This is a genomic window from Mesorhizobium australafricanum, assembly GCF_033977265.1.
Classification (GTDB): domain Bacteria; phylum Pseudomonadota; class Alphaproteobacteria; order Rhizobiales; family Rhizobiaceae; genus Mesorhizobium; species Mesorhizobium australafricanum.
Window position 1 is genome coordinate 1 of the sequence record NZ_JAVIIT010000020.1, and the last position, 22,375, is coordinate 22,375.

General features: G+C 57.9%; 22 protein-coding genes and 2 pseudogenes. 5 read left to right on the forward strand and 19 right to left on the reverse strand.

The features are described 5' to 3' along the window. The coding region (locus RFM98_RS27050; RefSeq protein WP_320311665.1) for a hypothetical protein at positions 1–2,364 on the reverse strand (2,364 nt) is incomplete at its 3' end. A gap of 199 nt (positions 2,365–2,563) precedes the next feature. On the opposite strand from RFM98_RS27050, the gene RFM98_RS27055 reads away from it, so the two are divergent. Next, positions 2,564–4,102, forward strand: a complete 1,539-nt coding sequence (locus RFM98_RS27055) for an IS3 family transposase (RefSeq protein ID WP_320311666.1) — start codon at positions 2,564–2,566, stop codon at positions 4,100–4,102. Between the two features lie 171 nt (positions 4,103–4,273). On the opposite strand, the pseudogene RFM98_RS27060 reads toward RFM98_RS27055, so the two are convergent. From RFM98_RS27060 to RFM98_RS27115, 12 genes and pseudogenes are all read right to left on the reverse strand, one after another. Further along, positions 4,274–4,607, reverse strand: a pseudogene (locus RFM98_RS27060) (hypothetical protein); the annotation flags it as partial. 330 nt (positions 4,608–4,937) lie between these two features. Next, positions 4,938–5,972: an EscU/YscU/HrcU family type III secretion system export apparatus switch protein gene (locus RFM98_RS27065; protein WP_320256446.1), complete on the reverse strand. Its 1,035-nt coding sequence runs from the start codon at positions 5,970–5,972 to the stop codon at positions 4,938–4,940. Then, complete coding sequence (gene sctT / locus RFM98_RS27070; RefSeq protein WP_320256449.1) at positions 5,969–6,790, reverse strand: type III secretion system export apparatus subunit SctT; 822 nt, start codon at positions 6,788–6,790, stop codon at positions 5,969–5,971. The genes RFM98_RS27065 and sctT overlap by 4 nt, the downstream gene beginning before the upstream one ends. Positions 6,791–6,798: 8 nt before the next feature. Next, the gene (locus RFM98_RS27075; protein ID WP_320216873.1) at positions 6,799–7,074 is read right to left on the reverse strand and encodes an EscS/YscS/HrcS family type III secretion system export apparatus protein; all 276 of its coding nucleotides are present in this window, start codon (positions 7,072–7,074) and stop codon (positions 6,799–6,801) included. A gap of 2 nt (positions 7,075–7,076) precedes the next feature. Then, positions 7,077–7,742: a type III secretion system export apparatus subunit SctR gene (gene sctR / locus RFM98_RS27080; RefSeq protein ID WP_320311717.1), complete on the reverse strand. Its 666-nt coding sequence runs from the start codon at positions 7,740–7,742 to the stop codon at positions 7,077–7,079. Continuing rightward, entirely contained in the window at positions 7,735–8,784 is a 1,050-nt protein-coding gene (sctQ, locus tag RFM98_RS27085) for a type III secretion system cytoplasmic ring protein SctQ (protein WP_320236371.1), read from the reverse strand. The genes sctR and sctQ overlap by 8 nt, the downstream gene beginning before the upstream one ends. A gap of 58 nt (positions 8,785–8,842) precedes the next feature. Further along, positions 8,843–9,376 carry a hypothetical protein gene (locus tag RFM98_RS27090; protein WP_320216876.1) on the reverse strand — a complete coding sequence of 178 codons (534 nt, stop codon included), beginning with the start codon at positions 9,374–9,376 and terminating at the stop codon, positions 8,843–8,845. Further along, entirely contained in the window at positions 9,352–10,710 is a 1,359-nt protein-coding gene (gene sctN / locus RFM98_RS27095) for a type III secretion system ATPase SctN (RefSeq protein ID WP_320223462.1), read from the reverse strand. The genes RFM98_RS27090 and sctN overlap by 25 nt, the downstream gene beginning before the upstream one ends. Next, on the reverse strand, positions 10,707–11,327 hold the full coding sequence (sctL, locus tag RFM98_RS27100) for a type III secretion system stator protein SctL (RefSeq protein ID WP_320223461.1): 621 nt from the start codon (positions 11,325–11,327) through the stop codon (positions 10,707–10,709). The genes sctN and sctL overlap by 4 nt, the downstream gene beginning before the upstream one ends. Further along, the gene (locus tag RFM98_RS27105) at positions 11,324–11,944 is read right to left on the reverse strand and encodes a nodulation protein NolU (RefSeq protein WP_320223460.1); all 621 of its coding nucleotides are present in this window, start codon (positions 11,942–11,944) and stop codon (positions 11,324–11,326) included. Before RFM98_RS27105 ends, sctL begins: the two co-directional genes overlap by 4 nt. Before the next feature lie 24 nt (positions 11,945–11,968). Beyond that, entirely contained in the window at positions 11,969–12,814 is an 846-nt protein-coding gene (gene sctJ, locus RFM98_RS27110) for a type III secretion system inner membrane ring lipoprotein SctJ (protein ID WP_320223459.1), read from the reverse strand. A gap of 9 nt (positions 12,815–12,823) precedes the next feature. Beyond that, on the reverse strand, positions 12,824–13,384 hold the full coding sequence (locus RFM98_RS27115; protein WP_320261565.1) for a nodulation protein NolB: 561 nt from the start codon (positions 13,382–13,384) through the stop codon (positions 12,824–12,826). 131 nt (positions 13,385–13,515) lie between these two features. Here RFM98_RS27115 and RFM98_RS27120 point away from each other — a divergent pair, with 131 nt between their 5' ends. Continuing rightward, a complete protein-coding gene (locus tag RFM98_RS27120) occupies positions 13,516–14,220 on the forward strand; it encodes a nodulation protein NolW (protein WP_320223458.1) in 705 nt (234 codons plus the stop codon). Between the two features lie 251 nt (positions 14,221–14,471). Continuing rightward, positions 14,472–16,385, forward strand: a complete 1,914-nt coding sequence (locus RFM98_RS27125; protein ID WP_320223457.1) for an HrpF/NolX family T3SS translocon protein — start codon at positions 14,472–14,474, stop codon at positions 16,383–16,385. 84 nt (positions 16,386–16,469) lie between these two features. On the opposite strand, the pseudogene RFM98_RS27130 reads toward RFM98_RS27125, so the two are convergent. From RFM98_RS27130 to RFM98_RS27150, 5 genes and pseudogenes are all read right to left on the reverse strand, one after another. Continuing rightward, a pseudogene (locus RFM98_RS27130) lies at positions 16,470–17,421 on the reverse strand (IS481 family transposase). A gap of 741 nt (positions 17,422–18,162) precedes the next feature. Further along, the gene (locus RFM98_RS27135; protein WP_320223456.1) at positions 18,163–18,741 is read right to left on the reverse strand and encodes a CpaD family pilus assembly lipoprotein; all 579 of its coding nucleotides are present in this window, start codon (positions 18,739–18,741) and stop codon (positions 18,163–18,165) included. Positions 18,742–18,750: 9 nt separating this feature from the next. Next, a complete protein-coding gene (locus RFM98_RS27140) occupies positions 18,751–20,196 on the reverse strand; it encodes a type II and III secretion system protein family protein (protein WP_430682354.1) in 1,446 nt (481 codons plus the stop codon). Between the two features lie 29 nt (positions 20,197–20,225). Further along, entirely contained in the window at positions 20,226–20,912 is a 687-nt protein-coding gene (locus RFM98_RS27145) for a winged helix-turn-helix domain-containing protein (RefSeq protein WP_320223455.1), read from the reverse strand. A gap of 4 nt (positions 20,913–20,916) precedes the next feature. Beyond that, the gene (locus tag RFM98_RS27150; RefSeq protein ID WP_320223454.1) at positions 20,917–21,174 is read right to left on the reverse strand and encodes a hypothetical protein; all 258 of its coding nucleotides are present in this window, start codon (positions 21,172–21,174) and stop codon (positions 20,917–20,919) included. Between the two features lie 410 nt (positions 21,175–21,584). Here RFM98_RS27150 and RFM98_RS27155 point away from each other — a divergent pair, with 410 nt between their 5' ends. Continuing rightward, positions 21,585–21,788: a hypothetical protein gene (locus tag RFM98_RS27155; RefSeq protein WP_320311667.1), complete on the forward strand. Its 204-nt coding sequence runs from the start codon at positions 21,585–21,587 to the stop codon at positions 21,786–21,788. Here RFM98_RS27155 and RFM98_RS27160 read toward each other — a convergent pair. Next, positions 21,783–22,151: a hypothetical protein gene (locus RFM98_RS27160; protein ID WP_320223452.1), complete on the reverse strand. Its 369-nt coding sequence runs from the start codon at positions 22,149–22,151 to the stop codon at positions 21,783–21,785. The genes RFM98_RS27155 and RFM98_RS27160 overlap by 6 nt on opposite strands. Here RFM98_RS27160 and RFM98_RS27165 point away from each other — a divergent pair. After that, entirely contained in the window at positions 22,150–22,344 is a 195-nt protein-coding gene (locus RFM98_RS27165) for a hypothetical protein (RefSeq protein WP_320223451.1), read from the forward strand. The genes RFM98_RS27160 and RFM98_RS27165 overlap by 2 nt on opposite strands. Positions 22,345–22,375 lie beyond the last annotated feature (31 nt).

The window sequence follows — 22,375 nt, forward strand, 5'->3', positions numbered from 1 at the left end:
GGACGGAGACCTCGCAGACGAGGGCGTGGAGGACTGCATCTGCGTGGTGAGCCAATCCCAAGCCCCCTCGAACGGGGTAACTGGAGCTGAGGAAAACTCTTGAAACGAGCTGGCCTGCTGGGCGCCTGCGAAGGCCGAGGACGAGCTAGGCTGCGCAAGGTCTTTTTGAATGAGGTCTCGCAGCTGGTTCCAAGACGGGTCGGCTGGAGGCAGGGGGAAAGGCGACAAGGAAGCGGTTTGCGCCGCCGCTTTGTGTGCGCGGCCTTCATCCTGGCGCCAACCCGCCTGCCCGTTGGCGGCCAAGTGCAGGACCTCGTTTGCTGCGGACATCTGTCGAAATCTCTGAAAGAAGCTCCACGCGCTGCGGAACCCACGTGATTCGTTCTTCTTGTACTCTTCAACCGCACGGTTCAGCACCGCAGGTTCAATCCGGGCAACACCCTTACCAAAGTTCTCAGTGAGCCAATCATTGAAACGCAGCAAAACAGGTCGATAATTCCTAATCGTTCTCCCGTAATATCCTTTACTGGCGGCTTCGTTACAGGCAGCCTCAATCACTCTGGTGTCTTCGGTGACAGGACGATGGTCTTTGGTGACAGGACGATGGTCTTTAACTGTCACCCGCTGTTCGGCCTTGGTCTGCCGGAGCCTTCTCAACGCTGGTGTTATACGCCAGGCCTCGCGGCCCGCATAGGCTTTCGCCAGCGCGTCCAACTCCGGACTTTCAAGCCGGTCGGCGATTTGCGTCCGGTGGTTCTGCGCAAGCCATTTGCTGAACTTACGCAGCGCCACGATGTCGGTCTTCACCGTGTGTGAGTTTATTTTGTCGGCGGTAGCTTTTGCCTCGTAGGTGGCAAAGAGTTCCTCATCGTCCCTGCTACTAGGTTTCCGAGCGACGGTCATCCGCTCTCCGGCAGATGCTTGCCGGATTCTAATCAACGCAAGGTTGATGTGACGGAGTAGTATGGGATCGCTGCCCGCGAAGTCCCTAGCCAGGCTGTCCAATTGCCGATCCTGAATCCTGCCACTGATTTGGCTCTGGTGGTTCTTTGCAAGCCATGCGCTGAACTTACGCAGCGCCGCTAAGTCGGTCTTCACCGCGGTTACGTTGCCGGCTGTGGCCTTTGTGTGGTAGTCGGCGAAGACCTCGTCATCCTGCGTGACCGGTCGAGCGCCCCGAGCAACGGTCACCCGCTTTCCGGCAGATGCTTGCCGGAGTCTGGTCAACGCAAAGTTGATTTGACGCAGTAGTAGGGGATCGTTGCCCGCGTAGTCCCTAGCCAGGCTGTCCAATTGCTGATCCTGAATCCTGCCGCGGATTTGGCTCTGGTGGTTCTTTGCAAGCCATGCGCTGAACTTACGCAGCGTCGCCAAGTCGGTCTTCACCGTGGTTTCGCTCACTTTGTCGGTTGTGGCTTTTGTGTGGTAGTCAGCGAAGACCTCGTCATCCTCCGTGCTAGGTCGATTCCGGCCAACTATCACCTGCTCTTCGGCCTGGGCCTGTCGGAGCCTGCCCAATGCTGAGTTGATTTGACCAAGTAATTTGGTATCGCCGGCCGCGCAGAGCTTCACTAGGCTGTCCAGTTGCCGATCGTGAATCCGGCCGGCGATTTGGCTCTGGTGGTCCTTGGCAAGGCGCACACTGAACTTCCGCAACGCCGCTATGTCTTTCGAAATCCTGTTCTGGCTGATTCGATTTCCCTTGGCCGTAGCCAGCCTGCGGTAGGTGTTAAAAAGCAGCTCGTCTGGGTGGCGGCGTTCTCGCTTACGCAGCAGCGCAGTTCGCTGCAGGAGGACAGCTTGGTAGCGCGCCTCGGTCGGCTCTGTGGGAGGTTCGCTGATTGGACCGCCCGGTTGATTGGCCGGAGGCTGCCCTAAACCTGCCCGGGGAGCGCGAGGTAGGGGGCTGTGGGGAGCGCTTCTCAAAGGGACGCTTGGGAGGTTGACCGGCGGTGGCAGGGAAGCCAAATCTTGCAGGCAAGCACCTCCAATCGCTGGGTCGCCTGCAGACACCGACACAGCATGGCCGCCGGACTGCGGAAGCTCCTCCTGATCGACGTTTGGGGCAGGCGAGTTGGTCACGCCATCAATTCCCTGCCAAAACTTCGCCGAAGCGAAACTTTCAGCCGGTAAGCGGGCACCGCGATCGGCGGCTGCAAGAATCTCGTCGTGGTAGACACTTGGCGCAGGCGAGTGGAGCGGTGGACCCGAGGTTGGATTGACCTGCCGAGGCACGCTTCCTTGTAACTCGTTCAGGCGCTGCTCAAAACTCCTCTGCTCGACCTGGTGCTGTTGCAACCCTGGCTCATCTCTTCGGGCGGGATCTGAGGCGGGGGACGCACCGATATTGTCGAAGAGATCCATCCTACTTCCTTTGCAAGTTCCGAGCACTTCAAGCGGTTCTATCTCTACGGTGCTTGGCTTTCGACAATCTGACGGAGGCAGCAATGCAGTGGAAGCCATCGTCATTCGGGCGCACGAGTTTTGAGATGGACCGTGGCGGGACTTTTCATGAAACGAGAGGGAGGTGCGGACGAATTGTTGGACTAACAGGAGATAGTTCATGTATTCGTACGAAGACCGCATGAGAGCTGTGCAGCTCTATATCAAGCTCGGCAAGAGGGTGAATGTCACCATCCGTCAGTTGGGCTATCCGACGAAGAATGCGCTTAAGCATTGGTATCGCGAATTCGCACGTGGTCACGACTTGTCGGCAGGTTATGTACGCACCAAACGACGGTATTCGGATGAGCAAAAGAGGACTGCTGTCGACCACTATCTGGACCACGGCCGTTGCCTAGCATGGACTATTAAGGCGCTTGGCTACCCTTGCCGTGGAAAGCTTTCGGCTTGGATCGATGAGGATGAGCCCGGTGGCAGGCGACGAGTTCTCACCGGCAACTCAAACAGCACGAGATCGGAGCAGCAGAAGCGAACGGCCGTGATCGATTTGTGCTCTCGGCGTGAGAGTGCCCGCTCGGTGGCTCAGAAGGTAGGCGTGAGCCGGCAGACGTTGTACGACTGGAAGAACCAGCAACTTGGTCGTGAGGTTCCTGCATCCATGACACGCCATCGCGAATTACCACCGACTGCCAGCCGAGACGAACTTGAGCGTGAACTCGAGGCACTGCGCAGCGATGTGAAGCGCCTTCAACTCGAACACGACCTGCTTACGAAAGCTAACGAACTCATAAAAAAAGAGCTGGGCATCGATCTGCGGCTCCTGGGAAATCGGGAAAAGACACTGCTGGTTGATGCCCTGCGACAGACATATGCATTACCTGAACTCCTCACGCGGCTTGGGTTCGCCCGCAGCTCCTATTTTTATCATCGATCTCTGCTTTCTCTCGAGGACCGATACGCAGAGCTTCGGCAGAACATTGTGACGCTCTTCGAAACCAACCGTAACTGCTATGGCTACAGACGCATTCATGCGGCATTGGTCAGAGGCGGAGAACTGGTCTCCGAAAAGGTGGTCCGCCGCTTGATGAAACAGGAGCGGCTCATCGTGACCACTGCTAGGCGGCGTCGGTACACGTCTTACCAGGGCGAATTAGACCCTGCGCCGGAAAATTTGGTCAATCGCGATTTCCACGCTGCGAGGCCGAACGAGAAATGGCTTACCGATATCACCGAATTCCAACTGCCGGCTGGTAAAGTGTATCTGTCGCCCATAATCGATTGCTTCGACGGCCTTGTAGTCAGTTGGTCTGTGAGCACGCGTCCAGACGCAGAACTCGTGAACACGATGCTTGATGCCGCGATCGAAACGATCGCCGACAGTTCGGAGCGTCCTGTGGTGCACTCTGATCGGGGTGCCCATTATCGCTGGCCTGGCTGGTTGTCACGCATGCAAAGTGCTCAGCTGGCCCGCTCCATGTCGCGCAAAGGGTGCTCACCGGATAACTCAGCCTGCGAGGGCTTCTTTGGACGGCTGAAAAACGAGATGTACTATAATCGCACCTGGATCAATACGACCCTTCACGACTTCATGCAGCAGCTGAATTCCTATATCCGGTGGTACAATCAGCACCGTATAAAAATCTCACTGGGCGGCGTCAGCCCTACGGAATACCGCCGGAATCTCGGAATTGCAGCATAGGCAGTCCAACAATTCGTCCGCACCTCCGAGGAGTCAATTTCTCATTTCGCCCGACACCTCCGGTTCGATCGGAGACATTTGCGCATGTTGTTTTTTGAGACAATTGCAAGATGCGCCGGCTGTCGCTGGCCCACGGAGGTCGATCGGTCGATCATGGCGATCTGCCGACGGCAGCCACGCCAGGAACCAGCGCTGTGCAATTTGTACCGCAACTGTCTCGGCCTCTGCCCAGAGTACCGCGTTCCGCAATGGCTCGCCATCTCCGCATAGGTTCTGTTGAGACCGGGGTCGCAGCGATCGGGGTTGGTGACGGCGGCCTTGAGATTGTCGCACTTTCGTGTCCCGAACGGTTATGTGCCCTGGGAGGCATAATATAACCAGGGACCAGGAACTTCGGCACGCCACCCAGAAGAGGTTCGTGTGCACGCCGATCCGGTCAGGCTCTCGCTCGGGCAACGCTTCGGAAGACAGTGTAGTTTGAGGCGTCCATCGCTGCTACGAGCAGCGAGTGGCGGTGGCGCGGTGGATCTTGAGGTGACCGAGCATGCGCTCGATCCGGTTACACTGTTTGGCCGGATCGATTTTTTCCGCAGGTAGACAGGTGATCAGAAAGCAGCGAATGGCGCGTATCAACACACACGCAAGGCAAGTGGCACATGACTTGTGACGGCGGACCAAGCGCGCTGAGTAGTAGCGGGAGTCGCGATGGTAGCGAACATTGTGATAATTCTCCAAAACATGTGAGGTTGGCCGGCCACATAGACGATTCTGGCTTGCCTATGGTCCATAGCGGCGTCGCCTGCGCAATCACAGAGAACCGATTTTGTATACTCGTCTAGACTAACCCAGCGGCATGGAGTGCTCTCGCAACTGGCTCGAAATACTGCATAGGAACAGGTTTTCCTAACTTGGTCGTTTGGATGAGCTGACGCGTCAGGCCATCATCGTCGACAATACTTAGACGTAGCGCCTGCGCCGCTCCGAAGATAGGTGAAACGGCCTCGCCCTCGCCGCGGCAAACCAAGACCGGCACCCCAGTCTCGCCCCTCACGTAACGCAGACCGACCAATATCGCCCGCCCTCTCAAGATCAATGTGGCGTGATGCACGCCAAGCGGAGGTTCGCTAGCCATCTCTTGACGTAGGCGACGTTGTTCATGCTTCAACTCTGGCGTACCTTCTTGTTCCTTCCTTTCGCGCTTGACCTCGGTCTCAGTCATGCGCATGTCGCGCAAAAACAACCAGCGTTGGAGCAGGAGATCGATCAAGCCGCCGACCAGAAGTGCACCGGCACCAATCCCGACCAGCAGTTTCACCTCCGTAAAGACGAAGCCGAGGCACGAAACGCCGCAGACCGGCAGATAGACCATCGTTTTCCACATGCCCAGAATAGAAAAAAGAAAGATAGCGCCGAGGATTAATAGCTTCACCAGCGCCTTGCCAAGGTCGGTTAAGGAGCGCACCGTCACGATGCGCTTCAATCCCTGAAAAGGATTGATTTTTTCAAACTTGGGCGCCATCGGCTCGAACGAGAAGAGTAGTCCACCGTTAGAGATGAATGCGGCCGAGACCGCCGCGGCGGCTACAGTTCCAAGCAGCGGGCCGACTGTCGTCACGGTGAGTTCGGTCAAGAGAATTAGCGCTTGCCCGACAGCGATATTGAAAGGCAGATCCTGCAGCTTATCGGTCAATAATACCGCCTCGATGCATTTGTCTTCGATCGCGCTAGCTCTCAACCACAGATAGCCGAGACCGGCGCAGGTGCCGACGGCGCGGACGAAATCGGTGTTGCGCGCAATCTGCCCCTTCTTGCGTGCTTCGCTTAGCTTCTTGTGACTGCCCGGGTGTTTCTTCTCTTCGCTCGTGCTCATTTCAGCATCTTTTCGAACGCCTCGAGCCCGCCTTTGGCCTGTGCGATATCTGACGCCATGGCGTCGATGAGATACGCAGTGTAGGTGACCATAATGATCGGAAAGCCGATATTTTTGATTGTCGGGGAAAGACGGTTCGACTTGAGTTGCGGGGCAAAGCGGGTAAGGATCATTATCGAAATGTCAACTAGCAACAGAAAGGCCACGACAGGCCCGGAGACTAGTAAACTCGTCACCATAATCCGGTCGAGGAGGGCGATTAATTCCATTGCCCCTTGTGAGGTCAGCGTGGGGTAAAATTGATATACGGGCCAGATTGAGTAGCTGCCATAAAGGCTGCCGATCATGATCTCCAGACCTTCCGATGCGACGAAGATCGTGATCGCTGTGATTCCGAGAAAAAGTCCCATCGCGGATGCCTGAGTGTTCGTCGCGGGGTCTACCGGACCGACTTGGCTGGTGATGCCGCGCTGGGTGTCGACAAGCTCACCGGCCGCCTGGAGGCTCCATATCGGGATTCCGAGCGGAATCCCAAGTAGCAGCCCGACAAAAATCTCCTTCAAACCGAGCAGTGTCACTTGGATGAAACGGGTATCAGTATCGAGCAGCTGTAACCCGTCTCTGATGGGTGCCAAGCACGGTAGCCCGAACGCGACAGCAAGGCATGTTCTGATCAGCCCGCCAATTTGAGACCGCGTAAATACTGGCAGGACCAGCATAATGCCGACAGCGCGAGCCGCAGCAAGACCGGCGGCGATGATGAGTTCGATGGCCGCATGGATGAGCATTTGGGCGTCGGTGAGTGACGAACCAGACATCATGAAGGCTAGTAACTCGGTATAATCGCGGGAAACTGGGAGAACACGTAATCGGCTTGCTCGATGAGCGGAGCGCTTAGCACAGGAGCAAACAGAACAATGATCGCAACAACGACCAATAGTTTCACTGTCAGGTGCAAGGTTTCGTCCTGAATCTGTGTTGCCGCCTGGATAATGCCGATGCCCAGGCCGACAACCACAGCGGCAATGAGTGGCGGCAGAACCCAAATCATGAAAACGATTAAGGTTTGGCTCATTTGGGCTACAATGCTGGCCTCATCCATGCTCAACCTCCCGGTGTTGTATAACTCAACACAAGCCCGTGCATTAGTCGGGACCAGCCATCAATAGTAACAAATAGAAATAGTTTGAAAGGGACAGCTATCATTGTGGGTGATACCATTGACATGCCCATCGCCATCAAAATCGTGGTTACGATGAGATCGATGCAGATAAACGGAAGATAAAGAAGAAAGCCAATTTCGAAGGCACGCTTGAGTTCTGAAATTAGAAAGGATGGTACGAGAATGGCGAAATCATCAGGTGTCGTCCTGGCGCGCATTTCCTCTGGCCAGACTTGTTTGGTCGACGATAGGAAAAATCGACGCTGCTCTTCGCTTGTGAACTTCTTGAGATAGCCACGCAAAGGCTCTCGTCCCTCTTCAGCAGCGGTAACCCAGTCGTCGAAGGTCTGATAGTGGAGTTTCGGGTCCGTGACGCGCGCATAGGTCTGCTCGATAACAGGCGCGCTAACGAAAACGGTGAGAATTAATGCCGTCGCGTAAAGAACTATATTGGGGGGTATCGTCTGCGTCCCGAGCGCGTTGCGGACGAGGAAGAGAACCACAGATATCTTTATAAAGGCCGTGGTTGTGACGACTGTGAGCAGCAGCAGACCCAGCCCAGCCGTAACCGCAAGAAGCGCCAGAATCCCGGGTTGGACCTCACTCATTGCATGCCAACCCGCCACGTAGCCTGATGCCAAGCTCGTCGCCGATGCGCACGATGTCGCCACGGCCGATACGCCGGCCGTTGGCAACTATATCGATCGGACCGTCGACCGGCCGACCAAGTTCGAAGATATGCCCTTCGCCGGCACTCCTCAGTTCCCCTAGCGGCATCAGCCAGCGGCCGCATTCAAAAACCAGAGTGATTTCGATATCGTCGAGCTCGGCATCCGATGGCCCTTGCTGCAATTCCGGTTCTGTCATGATGTGCGCACTCTCCAAGGGGCATGGTTGCGGGCGGAAAGGCCCCCGCTGGATCAGGCGGTCGTCCGCAACATCTGCCACGGCCCAGAGCCGGCCCGCAGAGAGGATGATCTGATCGCGGTGGAACGGTAATACGTCTGGTATCAAAGCATCACCGGCAGATGTTTTGCGAATAAGCGCCGCCGGAACGCAAAGCGAGCCGATCTTTCCTGCAACCAGGACCGGGAGCTCTGCGGGTAATTCGCACGGTTGTCGCGGCAACTGTCGAAGCAGATCTCCCAGGGCGTGGAACGCGAACGGCACCGGGCCATCTAGAGGCGAGAATAGGCACAGACGAGCTTTGCCGTTGATCGGGCCGCAGGCGACGTCATATTCGAGATAGGGAGGTGGCATGGTGGTTTCGCGCAGCTGAGCCAGTTGCACGTCCTGCCGTGTCTGAGCCTCGAGTCGAGCGAGAAGCGGCTCAAGTGCGAGTTCGAGAACCATTGAACCGGTTGGCTCGGAAGGCAAGCCAATGCCGCTCTGCACGGTCGAGATGAGCCTCTCTATCAGTGCACGGGAGATCGACAAGACGATCGTCTCATCTCCGAGCCGCCAAATGCACTCGAGCATCGGAATGGGAAGCGATTCCGGCTGCCAGACAAGCCGTCCTATTCGCACCGATAGCGGCTCGTCGCCAAGTCGGCACTGAAAAGGCGTGCGGGGGTGTGCGCACTCGTTGAGCCACGAGACGACGTCGTGGGACAGACTTAGCTTTGGCTTCAGTGAATCGTGTGTGCTCAAAGTGTTTTCGGCTCTACAAGACGGCACCATTGCGACACGACAAGAATGCTAGCGGTCATCAGATTGACTTGCCCGCCACATCGGTGAGCGAGACACTCGCGTACCGAAGCAGGATCTCATCCTCGGCCTCCGTCTCGGCTGCGGTCTGAGAGTGGATATCGACGCCGCGCCGGACGTCGTCCTCAATTTGTTGCCACTTGTGCCTTGCCGCCGAACAGCTGATCCAGTGCGACCTTGCCTCAGACGCCGCTGTCTCGGTCTGTTCCTGAGCGATGCAGGCGTTATCAAGCGTCTTGCGCCTCGAGGCGACCTCAGCCTCAAGGCGCTCTATGTGGAGATGGCCTTGGTCGAGCGTCTGGATGGACAAGGCATCAAGCGATGCAAACCGTTGGTAAAGCTCCATTTCCGCCCTTGCGCAGTGTTGTTGTGCGATTGCAAGCTCGCGGGAAGCATGCTGTGCGGCCTCGGCCGCTAGGTGGGCCTTAGCTTCCTTTTTGGACAGCTCACGAAGGGCGCTACGCTCTCGCATATCCTTCAAAAGCCGCAAGCTCGTAGCGTGGAGACAATTCATGCGGTCAGCTGCAACATCCATGCGAAGGTTTCCTCAAAGTCGCTCGCCTCGTCTTCTCCCTGACGCAAAAATTCCTGCAGGTCGCCGATCGAGTCGATAGCCCTGTCAGTAAGCGGATCGTTGCCTTGCTTGTATTCGCCGACCTTGACCAAAAACTCGGACTCGGCATAGCGCGAGAGGAGATCACGGAACGTCGATGCCGCCTTGCGATGTGCCATAGACACGACCGCATCCATTACGCGGCTGCGACTTTGCAGCACATCGATCGCGGGGAAATGGGATCGCGCAGCGATCGTGCGTGAGAGGACGACATGGCCATCGAGAATGCCGCGCGATTCTTCTGCGATGGGATCCCCCACGCCGTCACCTTCGACAAGCACTGTATAGAAGGCCGTAATTGAGCCACGCTCGCCCATGCCCGCGCGCTCCAGCAGGCCTGGCAGCATGGCAAACACGGAAGGCGGAAAGCCTCGCCGGGTCGGCGGCTCGCCCGCAGCAAGTCCGATTTCGCGCATGGCCCGGCAAAAGCGCGTCAAGGAATCCATCATCAGAACGACGCGTTGTCCTTGTTCGCGAAAATGTTCGGCAAGTGCGCTTGCCATGTGAGCACATTGCGCCCGCTCCATTGCCGAGCGGTCGGATGTTTCGACCACAACGATCGTACGACGAAGAGCCGCTTCCCCAAGGTGTCGCTCAACGAATTCGCGCACTTCCCGCCCGCGCTCGCCAATGAGGGCAACTATGTTAACGTCGGCGGCCGCGCCCTTTATGATCTGCGATAGTAACGTTGACTTGCCGCAACCAGGCTCTCCATAGATCCCGATCCGCTGGCCTTCGCCGCATGTCAGGAGACCATCCAAGGCGCGGATGCCAAGTGGGAATGGTCGCTCGATCATGCGCCTTGTCATGGGGTTGGGCGCCTTGCCCCGAAGCGGGCGCGTTTGGCCGGCTTTGAGAGCGCCTTTGCCGTCGAGGGGACGGCCAAAGCTGTCGATCACGCGGCCAAGCAAATCGGGGCCGACTGGCACTTCATGCATTCGACCGCTAGCAACCACTTCTGCGCGACTGGACAGGCCCACCATGTCACCGATCGGGGTGAGCAGCACGCCATTTTGAAGGAAACCGATCACCTCGGCTTCGAGAGAGCGTCCGGTGCGCGGATCCTGCAACAGACAAAGTTCCCCAATTCGAGCATCCGGCAACACGGCATGGAGCACCGTACCGACGGCCCTAGTTAGGCGTCCGCGCACGACACGCGTGTCGATATGCTTTGCGGTCGATCTCAGAGACGAGAGCGCCGCATCCATTGTCCTGTCTACAGCCGGACTGCCGCGTTGTGGTAGCAGTTCGGTCATAGCTCGCCTTGTTCAGCATGCAATCCAAAGCCGAGGCGCAGCGCCCGCAATTGCGCATCAAGTCCAAGATCGACATTGCCATAGTCGCTCCACAGCACGCATTGCTGCGGCGACAGCGCCGGATCCGGATCAACTCGAACTTTCGGCCGGCCTTCCCGTCCATCGTACGCAGCGAACTCGCCTGCGACGGCATCGGCTTGCGTGGGACACACCTTAAGGCGGACTTCCGCGCCGCCTTTCCGTTCGATCGCGTGGCGAACGGCGCTCACCAACAGCTCACCGGGGTCAAAAGCGCCCAGCAGGTCGCTTACGATCTGCATGACGAGTTGTGGCAATTGCTGCTCCAGGGCTGCCCTTTGGCGTGCCGCTTCAGAGACGGACTGCGCAATTAGCCGTGCCATTTCCTCAGCGCCACGATTCATCCCCTCACTACGTCCGCGCTCCCGTTCCCGCTGATAAGCTATGCGGGCCCAGCGGCGAACCCGCAGCAGATACCGTTCCGCCGCCGCGCGCGCCTCAAAGGCATTGTGCCAGATTTCGAGCTCACTGGCCGGGACCAGCGGCCCGACGGGGCGCATCCGCGGAGCGACCGGCGCTACGATATCGTCGAGCGTCATATCGCCGGGACCTCCGTCCTCAGATACGACAGCACAAGCGAAAACAATTGGTCTGCGGCATCGCGGTGTTCGGTCGCAGGATTCTCGGCCGCGGTCCCGACGGGCAAGCGTAGGAACACCCGGTGGCGGTCGAGCAAAGAATGCTCATCGAGCCAAACCCCAAGACAGGCTAATCCATCGTGTTCAATCCGTTGGGCGAGTTTTTCCGGATCCGCGATCAAGCTGGTTGAGATCGCCTGCGCCTGGTGTCGGATGCCAAACGTATGCGCTTCAGCGCCGATACGTTCGATCAGAACGGCAAGTTCAGACTTGGAAACCAGCTTCAGCAGCGAACGGGCATGCCAGATACTACCGGCAAACACAGCAGCTTGGCGCGGATCATGCCCATGCAGAAGGTCCGGCCCCCAGCCGCTTCCATTCAGGTCCATTCCATCGTCGAGGAGTAATTTTGCCAGTCTTGGCTGCAGTCTTTGGTTGTTCTGCAACCGCACCAACGTCGCAGCCGACAAAGCCGGGTCAAGGCGTGCAGCAAGGCGGGTCGGATGAGTTGAAGCGGCAAGCTCGCCCAGGACCGTAAAAGGCAATTTGAAGGAGTCATCGTGTTTGAAGGTTTGCATCCGTATTTGCACTGGGAATACCTCCTATGTGGCATCGCCGATGGTGTTTTTACGAGCGGCCCCGATTGCTGAAACACCCGAGCGCCCCTCGATCCTGGCTCGTTGCGATGGCTGCCTCCGCCCATAGACAAGAGAACTGGCCAAGTAGGACAGCACCGCGAATACTGCCACGGCGAGACCCACAATGACCGCCAGAAGTGGCACCGGAATTGATTTAGCTGCCTGGGTCAAGGCAGGCCGTTGCTCAACTGCCGGCCGTTCCGCCGGCACGAACACGACCTCTACCTTGTCGTAGGATAAGCCTTGGATGCTGTTTGCAACGAGCATCTTTATCTGCGGCAGCAGAGCCGAGACATTTATGTTGGCATCGTGGCGGACGAATACCGAGGCCGAGGATGGTGTGGCGCGCTCCCGCAACAGGTCGTTGTCAGGCAAAACAACATGGACACGTGCTGAGAAAACGCCATCGATTTCGCTAATGGTATGCGACAATTCTTCGTTTAACGCATAGACGTAACGGGCGCGCTCCTCGGTCGGCGAGGCAATCAGGCCCGATCCTTGGAATATTTCGCCGAGATTCTTGAAAACCTGACGCGGCAGCCCCTTCGCATTCAACAGGTTGATTGAGAAGGCAACCTGCTCATTTTCGACCTGGATCGTGCTGGTCCCATCCTTGGCGGCGACGCGGACCGCATCCACGCCGTTGTCAAGCAAAAGCGCGAGCATCTCATTGGCATCGCGTTCCTGCAATTTTGTGTAGAGATCGTCCTTGCAACCGCTCAGAACCAAGAGCAGCGGCAAAACATAATGACACGATCGCCGACCAGCCGGGCGGCGATCAATGCCTTCGCCGTGCGGTGACGCGATCATGCGCCTCGTTCATCCTTGTTTTATTAGCGTATTCACGGATGACGTAGCGCCGCTGATACTCTTGGTGACAAGGGAAACCTCAGTGACGGCGCTGTATACTTCCCGCAGACCGGCAATCATCGCTTCGAAATTCTCCCTTCCTGGCGGAGCGCCTGACATGCGCATTCCCGACCCTGCTTGGGAAGGAGACTGCTCCACCGGCCCGAGTAGGACGTCCTTCACAAGGGGTACCTCTTGGTCGGGCGTGGCAGGTGCCACGGCGTTGTCCCTATACAGCGATGAAAGGGTCTGGAGCACGCGGTCGCCCAATGGGCTCGTCTCGCTTGTCGCGCGCGGAACCTCCAGGACTGGAGCAACAGGCCCCGCCCCCGCCGTCGCCGACGGGCCATCGTTTTTAATCGAGGCGACCGCCTCTACAAGTGCGCACTCAAACTGGGCCTGCTCGCCGCATGCTGACGTTGGCCCTACCCTAGACAGGTTGTCCGCAAAATTGGCAGAGATGGACGTAACACCAATTGTCATGCAAAGACTCAGTTGTTCTGTTTGAAGTGTGATGAGTTGATCGCTCATCACCCGCTATCGAGCTTCTCTCCTAGGGAGGCGAACTGACGACAAGCTGACGAACTGGCCACGAAGCGTCATTTAAAGGCCACGTTCGGCGTCCAGGTCAGCACGAATTTCAGCCTTCGATTGGGGACAAGATGCCGGGAAAGTTGATCCAGTCTACCATTCTCCACATTGGGATGAGAGTTCTCTTTCTCGGTGTTCTTCTCTCTACCGGCATTCATGCGACGCTGGCGGCCCCGCTGTCGCTGCCGTCAACGCCTTATAGGTATACAGTTCTGGATCAGGACCTGTCTGCCGCTTTGCGAGAATTCGGCAACAACCTCAATGTCGACGTCGACGTCAGCTCCGAGGTAAAGGGGCGCATCCGCGGGCGTATGCCGAGTATGTCGCCGCGCGCGTTTCTGGACCGCTTGACCGATCTCTACGATCTCCAATGGTATTATGATGGGCTTGTGCTCCACGTAACTGCTGCGAAAGAAGCGCAGACTCGTATGCTGGTTTTGACTTCGGTCCGCTTCGAGGTGTTCAAGGCGGCCCTTGATGAGCTTGGAATTTCCGACGAGCGCTACGTTGTGAGACCGGCACCGGGAAAGGGCCTGGTCATGGTTTCCGGCCCACCCCGCTTCATTGTGCTTGTGGAGCAGACATACAACGGTCTCGTAGCCGAGGCACAGGCGCGACCTCACGACAGCGGGACGCCTCCAAAGGAGACGGAACTGATGTTGTTTCGTGGCTCCTCGACCGTGGTCGTTCGCGATGGGCGACCGGAAGGCCCGTTCTCTTCCGAAGTGCCGCATCAGGACAGCGTCGTCCGTGAGCCTGCACAGAGCCAGAGATGACAATTGAGGATACACCGCAGCTTCCCGCACGAAGCAACACGGCCGCCATACCCTAGCAATCGCGCTTCCTTCCGCACTCGTCAGCTGTTCGACAGCTGAACCTTGTAACCGGTGTTGTCGCTGACGAGGAACTAAGAATCGGCAGCATTGATAGCCGCGCGTTAGTCATGCGGCCGTCGTTCGTCGGGAACGACAGTGGCACCAGGTGACGCAATTGTGGCGGCTTTTAATCTCAACTGTGAGGATGCACGATGTCGCTTAACCTTTTGACAGCAAATAGCTCCACCCCCGCCCCCTCCCCCCAGGCCTGGTCGGGCCCGGAACCTTCTCCACAAATTGTCGCCCAGACCGGGCAAGGCGCGTTTCTGCCCTTCCAGGCGATGCTGTCCAGTTGCTCGCCGCAGGAAAACGCTCCCGATTCCTTCGCGCAACTGGGCCTGCCGTCAGCGAATTTGAAGTCGGCCATGGACGAACTCCAGCAGCACCCGCTTGACGAACTGTCGCCAGATGTGAAGTCATCGCTGCAAGCCTTGCGACAGCACCCGCTCGAGCTCATGCCACCCGCTCTGAGGGAGGCATTGAAATCAATGGATCAAGCCCTCCCTGCAGTCGCTTCGCCTCCCATCGCGCCACCTCCCATCGCGCCGGCGCCGATAGCGGGCACGCGGATCACGTGGTGTGGCGGCAAGCTGACTGAGCCAGAGCTGCAGATTGTAGCGGTGCTGAACCGCCATAAGGACAAATGCCCGCTCAGTTGGGATTCGCTGAGCGAGCTAGCCAATGATCCGTCCACGCCGCCGGATCTTAAGGCTGCAATCGAAAGCTTGCAGCAGGACCCGGAGCTCTTTTATGCCATCGGCTCGCAGGGTGATGGCCGCTGCGGCGGCAAGATCAAGGCAAAGGATTTGTCCGGGTTCTCAGACCTTCACCCACAAGTCGCCGCCTTCCAGGACCAGCAGGCACGAAGCTACGAGCAGAACTACATCCCATCCGACGGATCTGGAAATGGTCAGCCGACGGTCATGACCTTGAACGATGCAGTGCGCGAGCTTTACCGGTACTCCGACAACCTACCCGAGAACCTGAGCTTGGCTGATTTCCGGCAGATCGTTGACGGCACAGCAAAAACCGGCAAATGCCCGCCCCAAGTCACTGCGGCCGCCCAATACTTCCTCACCCACCCGGATTCCTGGAAGCAGTTATACGGTGGCTCGATCGATAAGGTCCACAAATACGACTTCCTGCAAGTCGCTTCATCGTCGATGAGCCTCACGCAACCCGAGCTGAACACGCTCGATATGATTAACCGCAATCAGCAAGCCTTTTTTGGTAGCGGTGTCCTGACCCGGGACAAACTGGCGAAGATGGCGGACGACAAGAGTCTCAGTCCAAAGGTACGACAAGCGGCGTCGCAGCTACTGTCAGATCCCTTATTGTTCGGTTTGCTGAACAATTCAATTACGGGCTATAAGACCCATCATCGGTTCTTCGATTTTGGCGGCGGACATACTGTCGATTCTGGCAACATCAGCAACCGGGACTTCGCCAAATTTTATAACGATATGACCGTTGCGAACCGCACGGTTCAGCAGGCGAAGGCCCATGTTCCCAAGACCGCGGCAGATCAGGACGCGGTCGCGGATATGAAGATGGGTGTGGCGGACCAGCCCGACACCAAGTCTGCCAAGAAGAATGGCGGGGCTTTTATGCACACCATCGACGGCGTGCTCAAGGTGGGTTCCAAAGTTTTTGATTGGGCCGCGACGGCTGTAGGCCTCCTCAGCTTCGTTCCGGGCCTGGGCCAAATCGCCGATGCCGTTTCAATGGCGCTCGAGGGGGCGTCGCAAGCAGGGAAACTCATTCATACCGCTATTAGTGGAGGCAACATTAAGAAGGCATTGGCCGAGGCAGGGCTGGATCTCGCTGCTCAGGCTGTAGGCCTTGTCGCTGGCCCCGAGGTCAAACTCGCGATTCGCAACGGGCTCGCGAAGGCGGCGCTGGAAGAGGCCTTTACGGCCGGCGTCAACCTACCGGTCGAAGCCGCCAAATCCTACGCGGAGAATTATCTAGCCGATCTGAAGGCAAGCCTTGAGGCTGGCCCCATGCAAGCGGCAGGCGTTCCCGACTTTGTAGGTATGGCGACGCTGGCTCAACGCGTGGCCTGACAAAGCAATCCGCGTCTCCTTCGGCGCGGATTGGCCTATCCTGCCAATCAGCGGCTGTACAAACTTTGTCGCTTGATTGGTGGGCTAGGTGTGGAGCCTCAACAGGTTGTCCTGGTTAGAGCGAGGCGACTGATAGGTGTTTTGGACTTTAGGCTGCCATGTGGGCGATGCCAATTGTATCTGTGCAGCCAGACAGGCAGCTCGGCGGAACGGTGATCTGAAGTCGGATAGGCGATGGCATAGGCCCATTCGCGCAGCGCGGTCTGGATGAAGCGCTCGGCCTTGCCGTTGGTCTTGGGCGTGTAGGGTTTGGTGCGAATGTGCTTGAGGCCAAGCTTGCGGCAGCCTTGGCAAAGGCTTTCGACCTGTAGCAGGACCCGTAGTCGATCATGACGCGCTCGACCACGATGCCCAAGCTGGCGTAGTAGGCGACCGCCGCCTTCAGGAAGGCGATAGCGCTCTCCTTCCTCTGGTCCGGCAAGACCTGCGAGAAGGCGACGCGCGAGGCGTCGTCGATGCAGACATGGACGAACTCCCAGCCGACGCCGCGGCTGTTGGACTGGCCGACGCGATCGCCGGTGATGCGGTGGCCGACGCGCTCGAAGCGCCCGAGTTTCTTGATGTCGATGTGGATCATCTCGCCGGGCTTCTCGCGCTCGTAGCGGCGCACCGGTTCGGCCGGTTCGACATCCCTCAACCGCGACAGTCCGGCACGCTTGAGAACCCGGCTGACGGTAGCGGGCGAGACGCCGACCTCATGGGCGATGTGCTTGCCGGTTCAACGTTGCCGCCGCAGCGCCATGATGCGCTCGGCGATCGACGCAGTGGTGGCCTGTGGCATATGGGCGGGCCGCGAAGAACGGTCGATCATGCCGGCCCGTCCTTCGGCCTTGTAGCGCCCGACCCAGCGCGCCACGATCTTGGCTGACACGCCATAGATGCGCGCATGGGCTTTGGAAAAACCGCCCTCTATCACCGACAGCGCCATCTCCTCTCGACGCAGCGGCGTGAGACGGGCATTCTTGTGAATGTTCATTCGGACCCTCCGGTGAGTTCTGAAGCCTGGTAACTCCAGTCTCCTCGGTCCGGTCCGAATGGACAACCTCCTGAAAGCTCACAGCTAGGTGGCGACAGGGTGAACCCTTGGACGTGACAGATCGTGCATTGCATCGTCGGCGCGCCATCCAAAAACGATTTTCGTGAATCCTTCGGACAACAGTTCCGCGGGTCGATCGCCGACGCAGAGCGTAGCTCTACTCGATCCGGTGCCTGAGAGTAGCCTGGCAGGAAGGCGAAGTCTGTCCGACTGCGATAGCGCCCCCCAATGAATGCGCGGCTGTCTTTAGACTGATCTTCCCACGACCATTGCCATTTGCAGGCGTGGGTGACGAGGAGGAGTTGTCGAACAACGCGCGAACTCCTCGAGCGTCAGAGCCGGAGCACCATAGTTATCCCGATCACCTTCTGCACGTGGTACAGGCGGATCGAAAATGTGAAACAGGACAGGAGGTATTTCACGGCGGCGGCGTGAGAAGTCGATCAGTAATTCCAACGAATGCTTCATCCCAGGGCAACCCAGGCAACATTCTGACAACGCTCTGAAGGGCTTTTGGGGAGAGGTTCCTCAAGTCCGATCGCCTAAATTTAATCGCCGCCCGGCATAGCCCGTTGCGTAATGCCTCCATCGATACCCGCGGCACCCAGCGACCATTCCTGCCCTTGCGCAACCGCCGTCATGCGTTGCCTGGCGGCGTATGTGCCATGGCCCCAATTGCTGCTACTTTCCCTGTTCTGCGCTGCTGGTCTTGCCCGTCTCGAAGGTCCTGTATTTGGCAACCGGGATAGCCGCGCGATCACCGAGACTTGGCCTGACAGCGTTGTTGTCGATCAAGTCGCGCGGATCGTTGACCATGACCGCCAAATTGCGGCGAGTCGAACAGCCAAGCGTCCGGTCGAAGGAACTGTCATTGGCTAAAGGGCCGGAAAATGGCGGACAGTCAGGAGGGAGGCTGTCGTAGACAATCGCCTCTATTCGCGCTGCAGAACGGTGGTGCTGTTCAAAGAGGCGGATGTTGTAGCCGTCAACTCCCATCTCCATCACCTGACTGGCGATCTGTGCGCCGAGCCAGGGCGGGCCGCTGATAAAAAGATGGACGGCATCGCTCCGGCCACGGCTGGCACTCGCAATGAAATTACGCAAACGCTGCCGTTCGACAGCGCGAAGGCTCTGCAAGAACAAGACCTTGTTCTCCTGCCGGACAATGATTTCGGTCGATGACTCAACCGGCGAGGAGCTTGTGCAGCCACTCACGCTTGCGCTCAGAGCGACCAGGAGGCTTGTGATCCGCATCATCATTGGGCGTTACTATTCGATGATGAAGCCGTCCAGGGCGCCTGAGCCGCCGGTAGCGTGGTCTTGCGGCGGGCTTTCCGATGAATTCATCGGAGTGGCCTCCACGTCGGAAGCTGAGCCGAGTCGATCGGTGGGTGCGCTCATCTGCTTGGGATTTGATCCAGGCCTCACGATGTAAGGTGTGACTATGATAACCAGTTCCGTCTCCTCCTTTTGAAATGATGACGAACGGAACAGCGCGCCGAGGATCGGCAAGTCGCCCAGCCAAGGGAAGGCGCGAATATCAGTATTGACGCTACGCCTGATCAGCCCACCGATTGCAAAACTTTGACCGCTGCCGAGCTCAACAGCGGTCTCGGCACGCCGCGTGGAGATGGCAGGCACGGAAATACCGTTGATTTGGACGGCACCTTGCGTCGATAGTTCACTGGCTTCCGACTTCACGCGAATATTGATCTGCTCGTTGTTGAGAACGGTTGGCACGAACTCCAGGCCGACGCCGAAGTGACGGAATTCAACCGAGACTTGCCCACTCCCCTGCACGACCGGAATGGGAAATTCACCGCCCGCCAGGAAGTTGGCGGATTCACCGGACATCGCGGTGAGATTCGGCTCAGCTAAGACAGAAGCGACATGCTCCTTTGCAAGCGCGTCGAGAACCGCGCCAAGGCTGACATTGCCATCATTGTACGCGACGCCGGCCGTACCGCCGCCGCTCGCCGCACCAGAACCGGCACCTTTGCCGCTGGCCAAACCCACTGTCAGATTGCCGATCTTGCCGAAAGCGGACAGGTTGATACCGAGTTCCTTCATGGCGCTACGGGAGACCTCAGCTACGCGCACACTCAGATTGACCTGCAACGACCCAGCGACTTGAATCTCATTGACGACCTGCGCACCGTCACCGAGAAATTGCTCAGTGACTTTCGTTGCGGTGTCGACGACTTGGGCATTGGGCGCTGTCCCGCTAAGGATCGCGCCGCGCGGCGTATAGCTGACGTGGATTGGATAGTCGCCGACCCGAGTCCTCAACATGGCGCGCAGATCCTCGATCGGTTCAGTGACAACAATATGCAATTGCGCGAGAGCCTCCCCGTTGGCGTCCAAAGCGAATAGGCTGGTCCGCCCGGATTTCTTGCCAAAAACGAAGACAGTCTTATTCGAGGGTGCCTGAAAATCTGCGATCGTCGGATCGGCAATAAAAATGCTGGCGGCTGGCGCGGACAAATGAATTGTCTTGCCAAGTGAAGAGGAAAGCTTCAGCGTGCCGTTGATGCTATTGGCAGCGGCACGCGGTTCGCCTTCGTACCGCTTGTTTTGGGCCGTAGCAGAAAATGGGAAGAACAGAATGAGCGCGCAAAAAAGATAGGCCGAGCAAGGAGAAACCATACTTCTCAAACCGCCAACGACGGTCGACCGACGATTGGTGGCAGGATGGTCATTAGGAACGACTTTCAAGGCAACCTTCGCTTTCAAATGCGACCAGCTTAGGCAGATGGCGCGTCAGTCAATTCAAGGATGTAGCCAATGCCACGCGCTGTGTTGATTCGCAGCGTAGCCCCTGACTGACTCAGATTTTTGCGCAAACGATAGATGCCGACTTCGAGTGCGTTGGCCGAAACTTCATCGTCGAACGCATAGAGGCTATCTTCTAGCTGCGCGCGTGGAACAGTGCGACCTGCGCGGTTGAGTAGATGCTCGAGAATACACAGTTCGCGGCGTGCTATCTTTATTGGCTGGCCCTCAACGAAAACTTGTCGGCCGATCGGATCGAATTGCAGGTTGCCAAATGCAACGGTGGGGTCGGTAATTTGTGTTGAACGCCGCAGAATGGCTCGCATTCTGGCGATGAGCTCTTCGGTGCAGAAGGGCTTACGCAGGAAATCATCCGCACCACCGTTGAAAATCGCGATACGTTTTTCGAGATCGTCGACACTGCTCATGATGAGGGCAGGAACCGAATGCCCGTTGCTCCTTAACTGTGCCAGCCAGGGCAAGCTATCACCGTCCGGCATGACCAACTCCAACAGGAGAATGTGATAGCTCGCGCAACAAAATGCAGTGGATGCCTCGTCCAGGGAACGAGCCACGTCAACGGCGAAACCGCAATCCTCGAGCGCCCCCTGTATCGTGCGTGTAAGGTGGGCATGATGGTCAATGAGCAGCGTTCGCATTTCATCACCAATCAAGCACGTCAAAACATGGGTCCCGAATAGTGCGCGGTTTGTCGTGGCCGTCGGGTAGAGGGTAGTCAACGCCCTCTTGTCCGAAGATCTGGTCTCTCCTTGCGCCGTAAATGACCTCACCGGACGGGATGGACTCGTGGCCGCCGCGACCGTCGATCCAGTCAACGCCCTGAGGCTGCTCGATCAGATCGTCGCTCTCACTGCTGAAGAAGGTATCGGGTCCGGTCATGCCGCGAAGAGCGTTTGCCATCGGACATACTCCTGATAATGGTCCCCATCGCTCCCTTAACACTTTACTTTGGGTTCTTGAAAATCGATTGCTTGGATATTGTTCATCCACGTGGCGGATGGATCACATTTCGCCCGTCTACTTTGAGACCTCGCCGACGGGGGGCGCCAAGTGCGGCCCGCCTGACAGTCCTCCGGTATGGCCTCCCTACCCCTAGGCTGTCTCGCGCCTCACTTACCGCTGCTACGCCAGTTAGCTGCCGTAGTTCTTCGTGACTGAGCGCAGTCCAATTTGCGCCAGGTATTCGTCGAGCCGGATGTGACTCAGCAGGTTTAGTCGCAATTTCCCTGGAGCCCGCTAAGAACGCTGTGTTGTCGGAACCGACAAGTCCTTCTGCGGTCTCCAAGCTGCCTTTTCGTCTCCAACGCCACATGAAGGCCGGCCGCACCGCGGCTGAGGGCCTGATGGGCGTCGATTCCGGTGACGGTGAACCCACCATCGTCGAGGTCGATTCCGCGACCAACTCCCAAGCGGGCAATGATGCCTTCCAGGAATTCGTTGGGCGTTATCGTGAAGCCCTGTTCTATGGTGACCGGTCACTGCGGAGCTTCGCCCTTGGATCGTCCTCATTATGAAGGAGCTGGCGCGCGTTCTTTGCCGACAGCGCTGTTGAGCAGGCGCTGCACCTCGGCTTCGACGCGGTTGAGCGAGAGGCCGGCCACGCCGAACCTGTCATAAAGGGATGCGAGCAATGGCGTCAGGAATTCGGCCAGCCGCTCCTCGATGGCATCTACGGGGAGTCTTGTCTCCAGGACCGCTTCATCGCTTCGCGCGGAGCGGCCCTGGACAAGGAGGTCATTCAGCGGGTTTGCCCATGAGCGCAGGACGCGGCCGGCAAGCCCCGCAAACATGGCGCGGAAATGGACCACCACGGAATCATCCGGATCCTTGCGCAGCAGCAACCCAAGACTCTTCGCATGCAAGAAGACCTCGCTCATGCGCCACAAGGGCAGCGTCGTGTCGAGGATGGTTCCGGCGGGAAAGGTTCCTCATCACGACCACTTCGTTCGAATTGAGGTCGGCGGTCGTCAGGTGCACTTCGAGAAGGTCAAATACGAGTCAAGCCGGGCTTGCGGGATTGAGCGCGACGCAGGCTACATCTACTTCATGGATCGCATAATTGTCGCGTAGCTGGTTAGTCACGCTCAGGGCTTACGCTGCT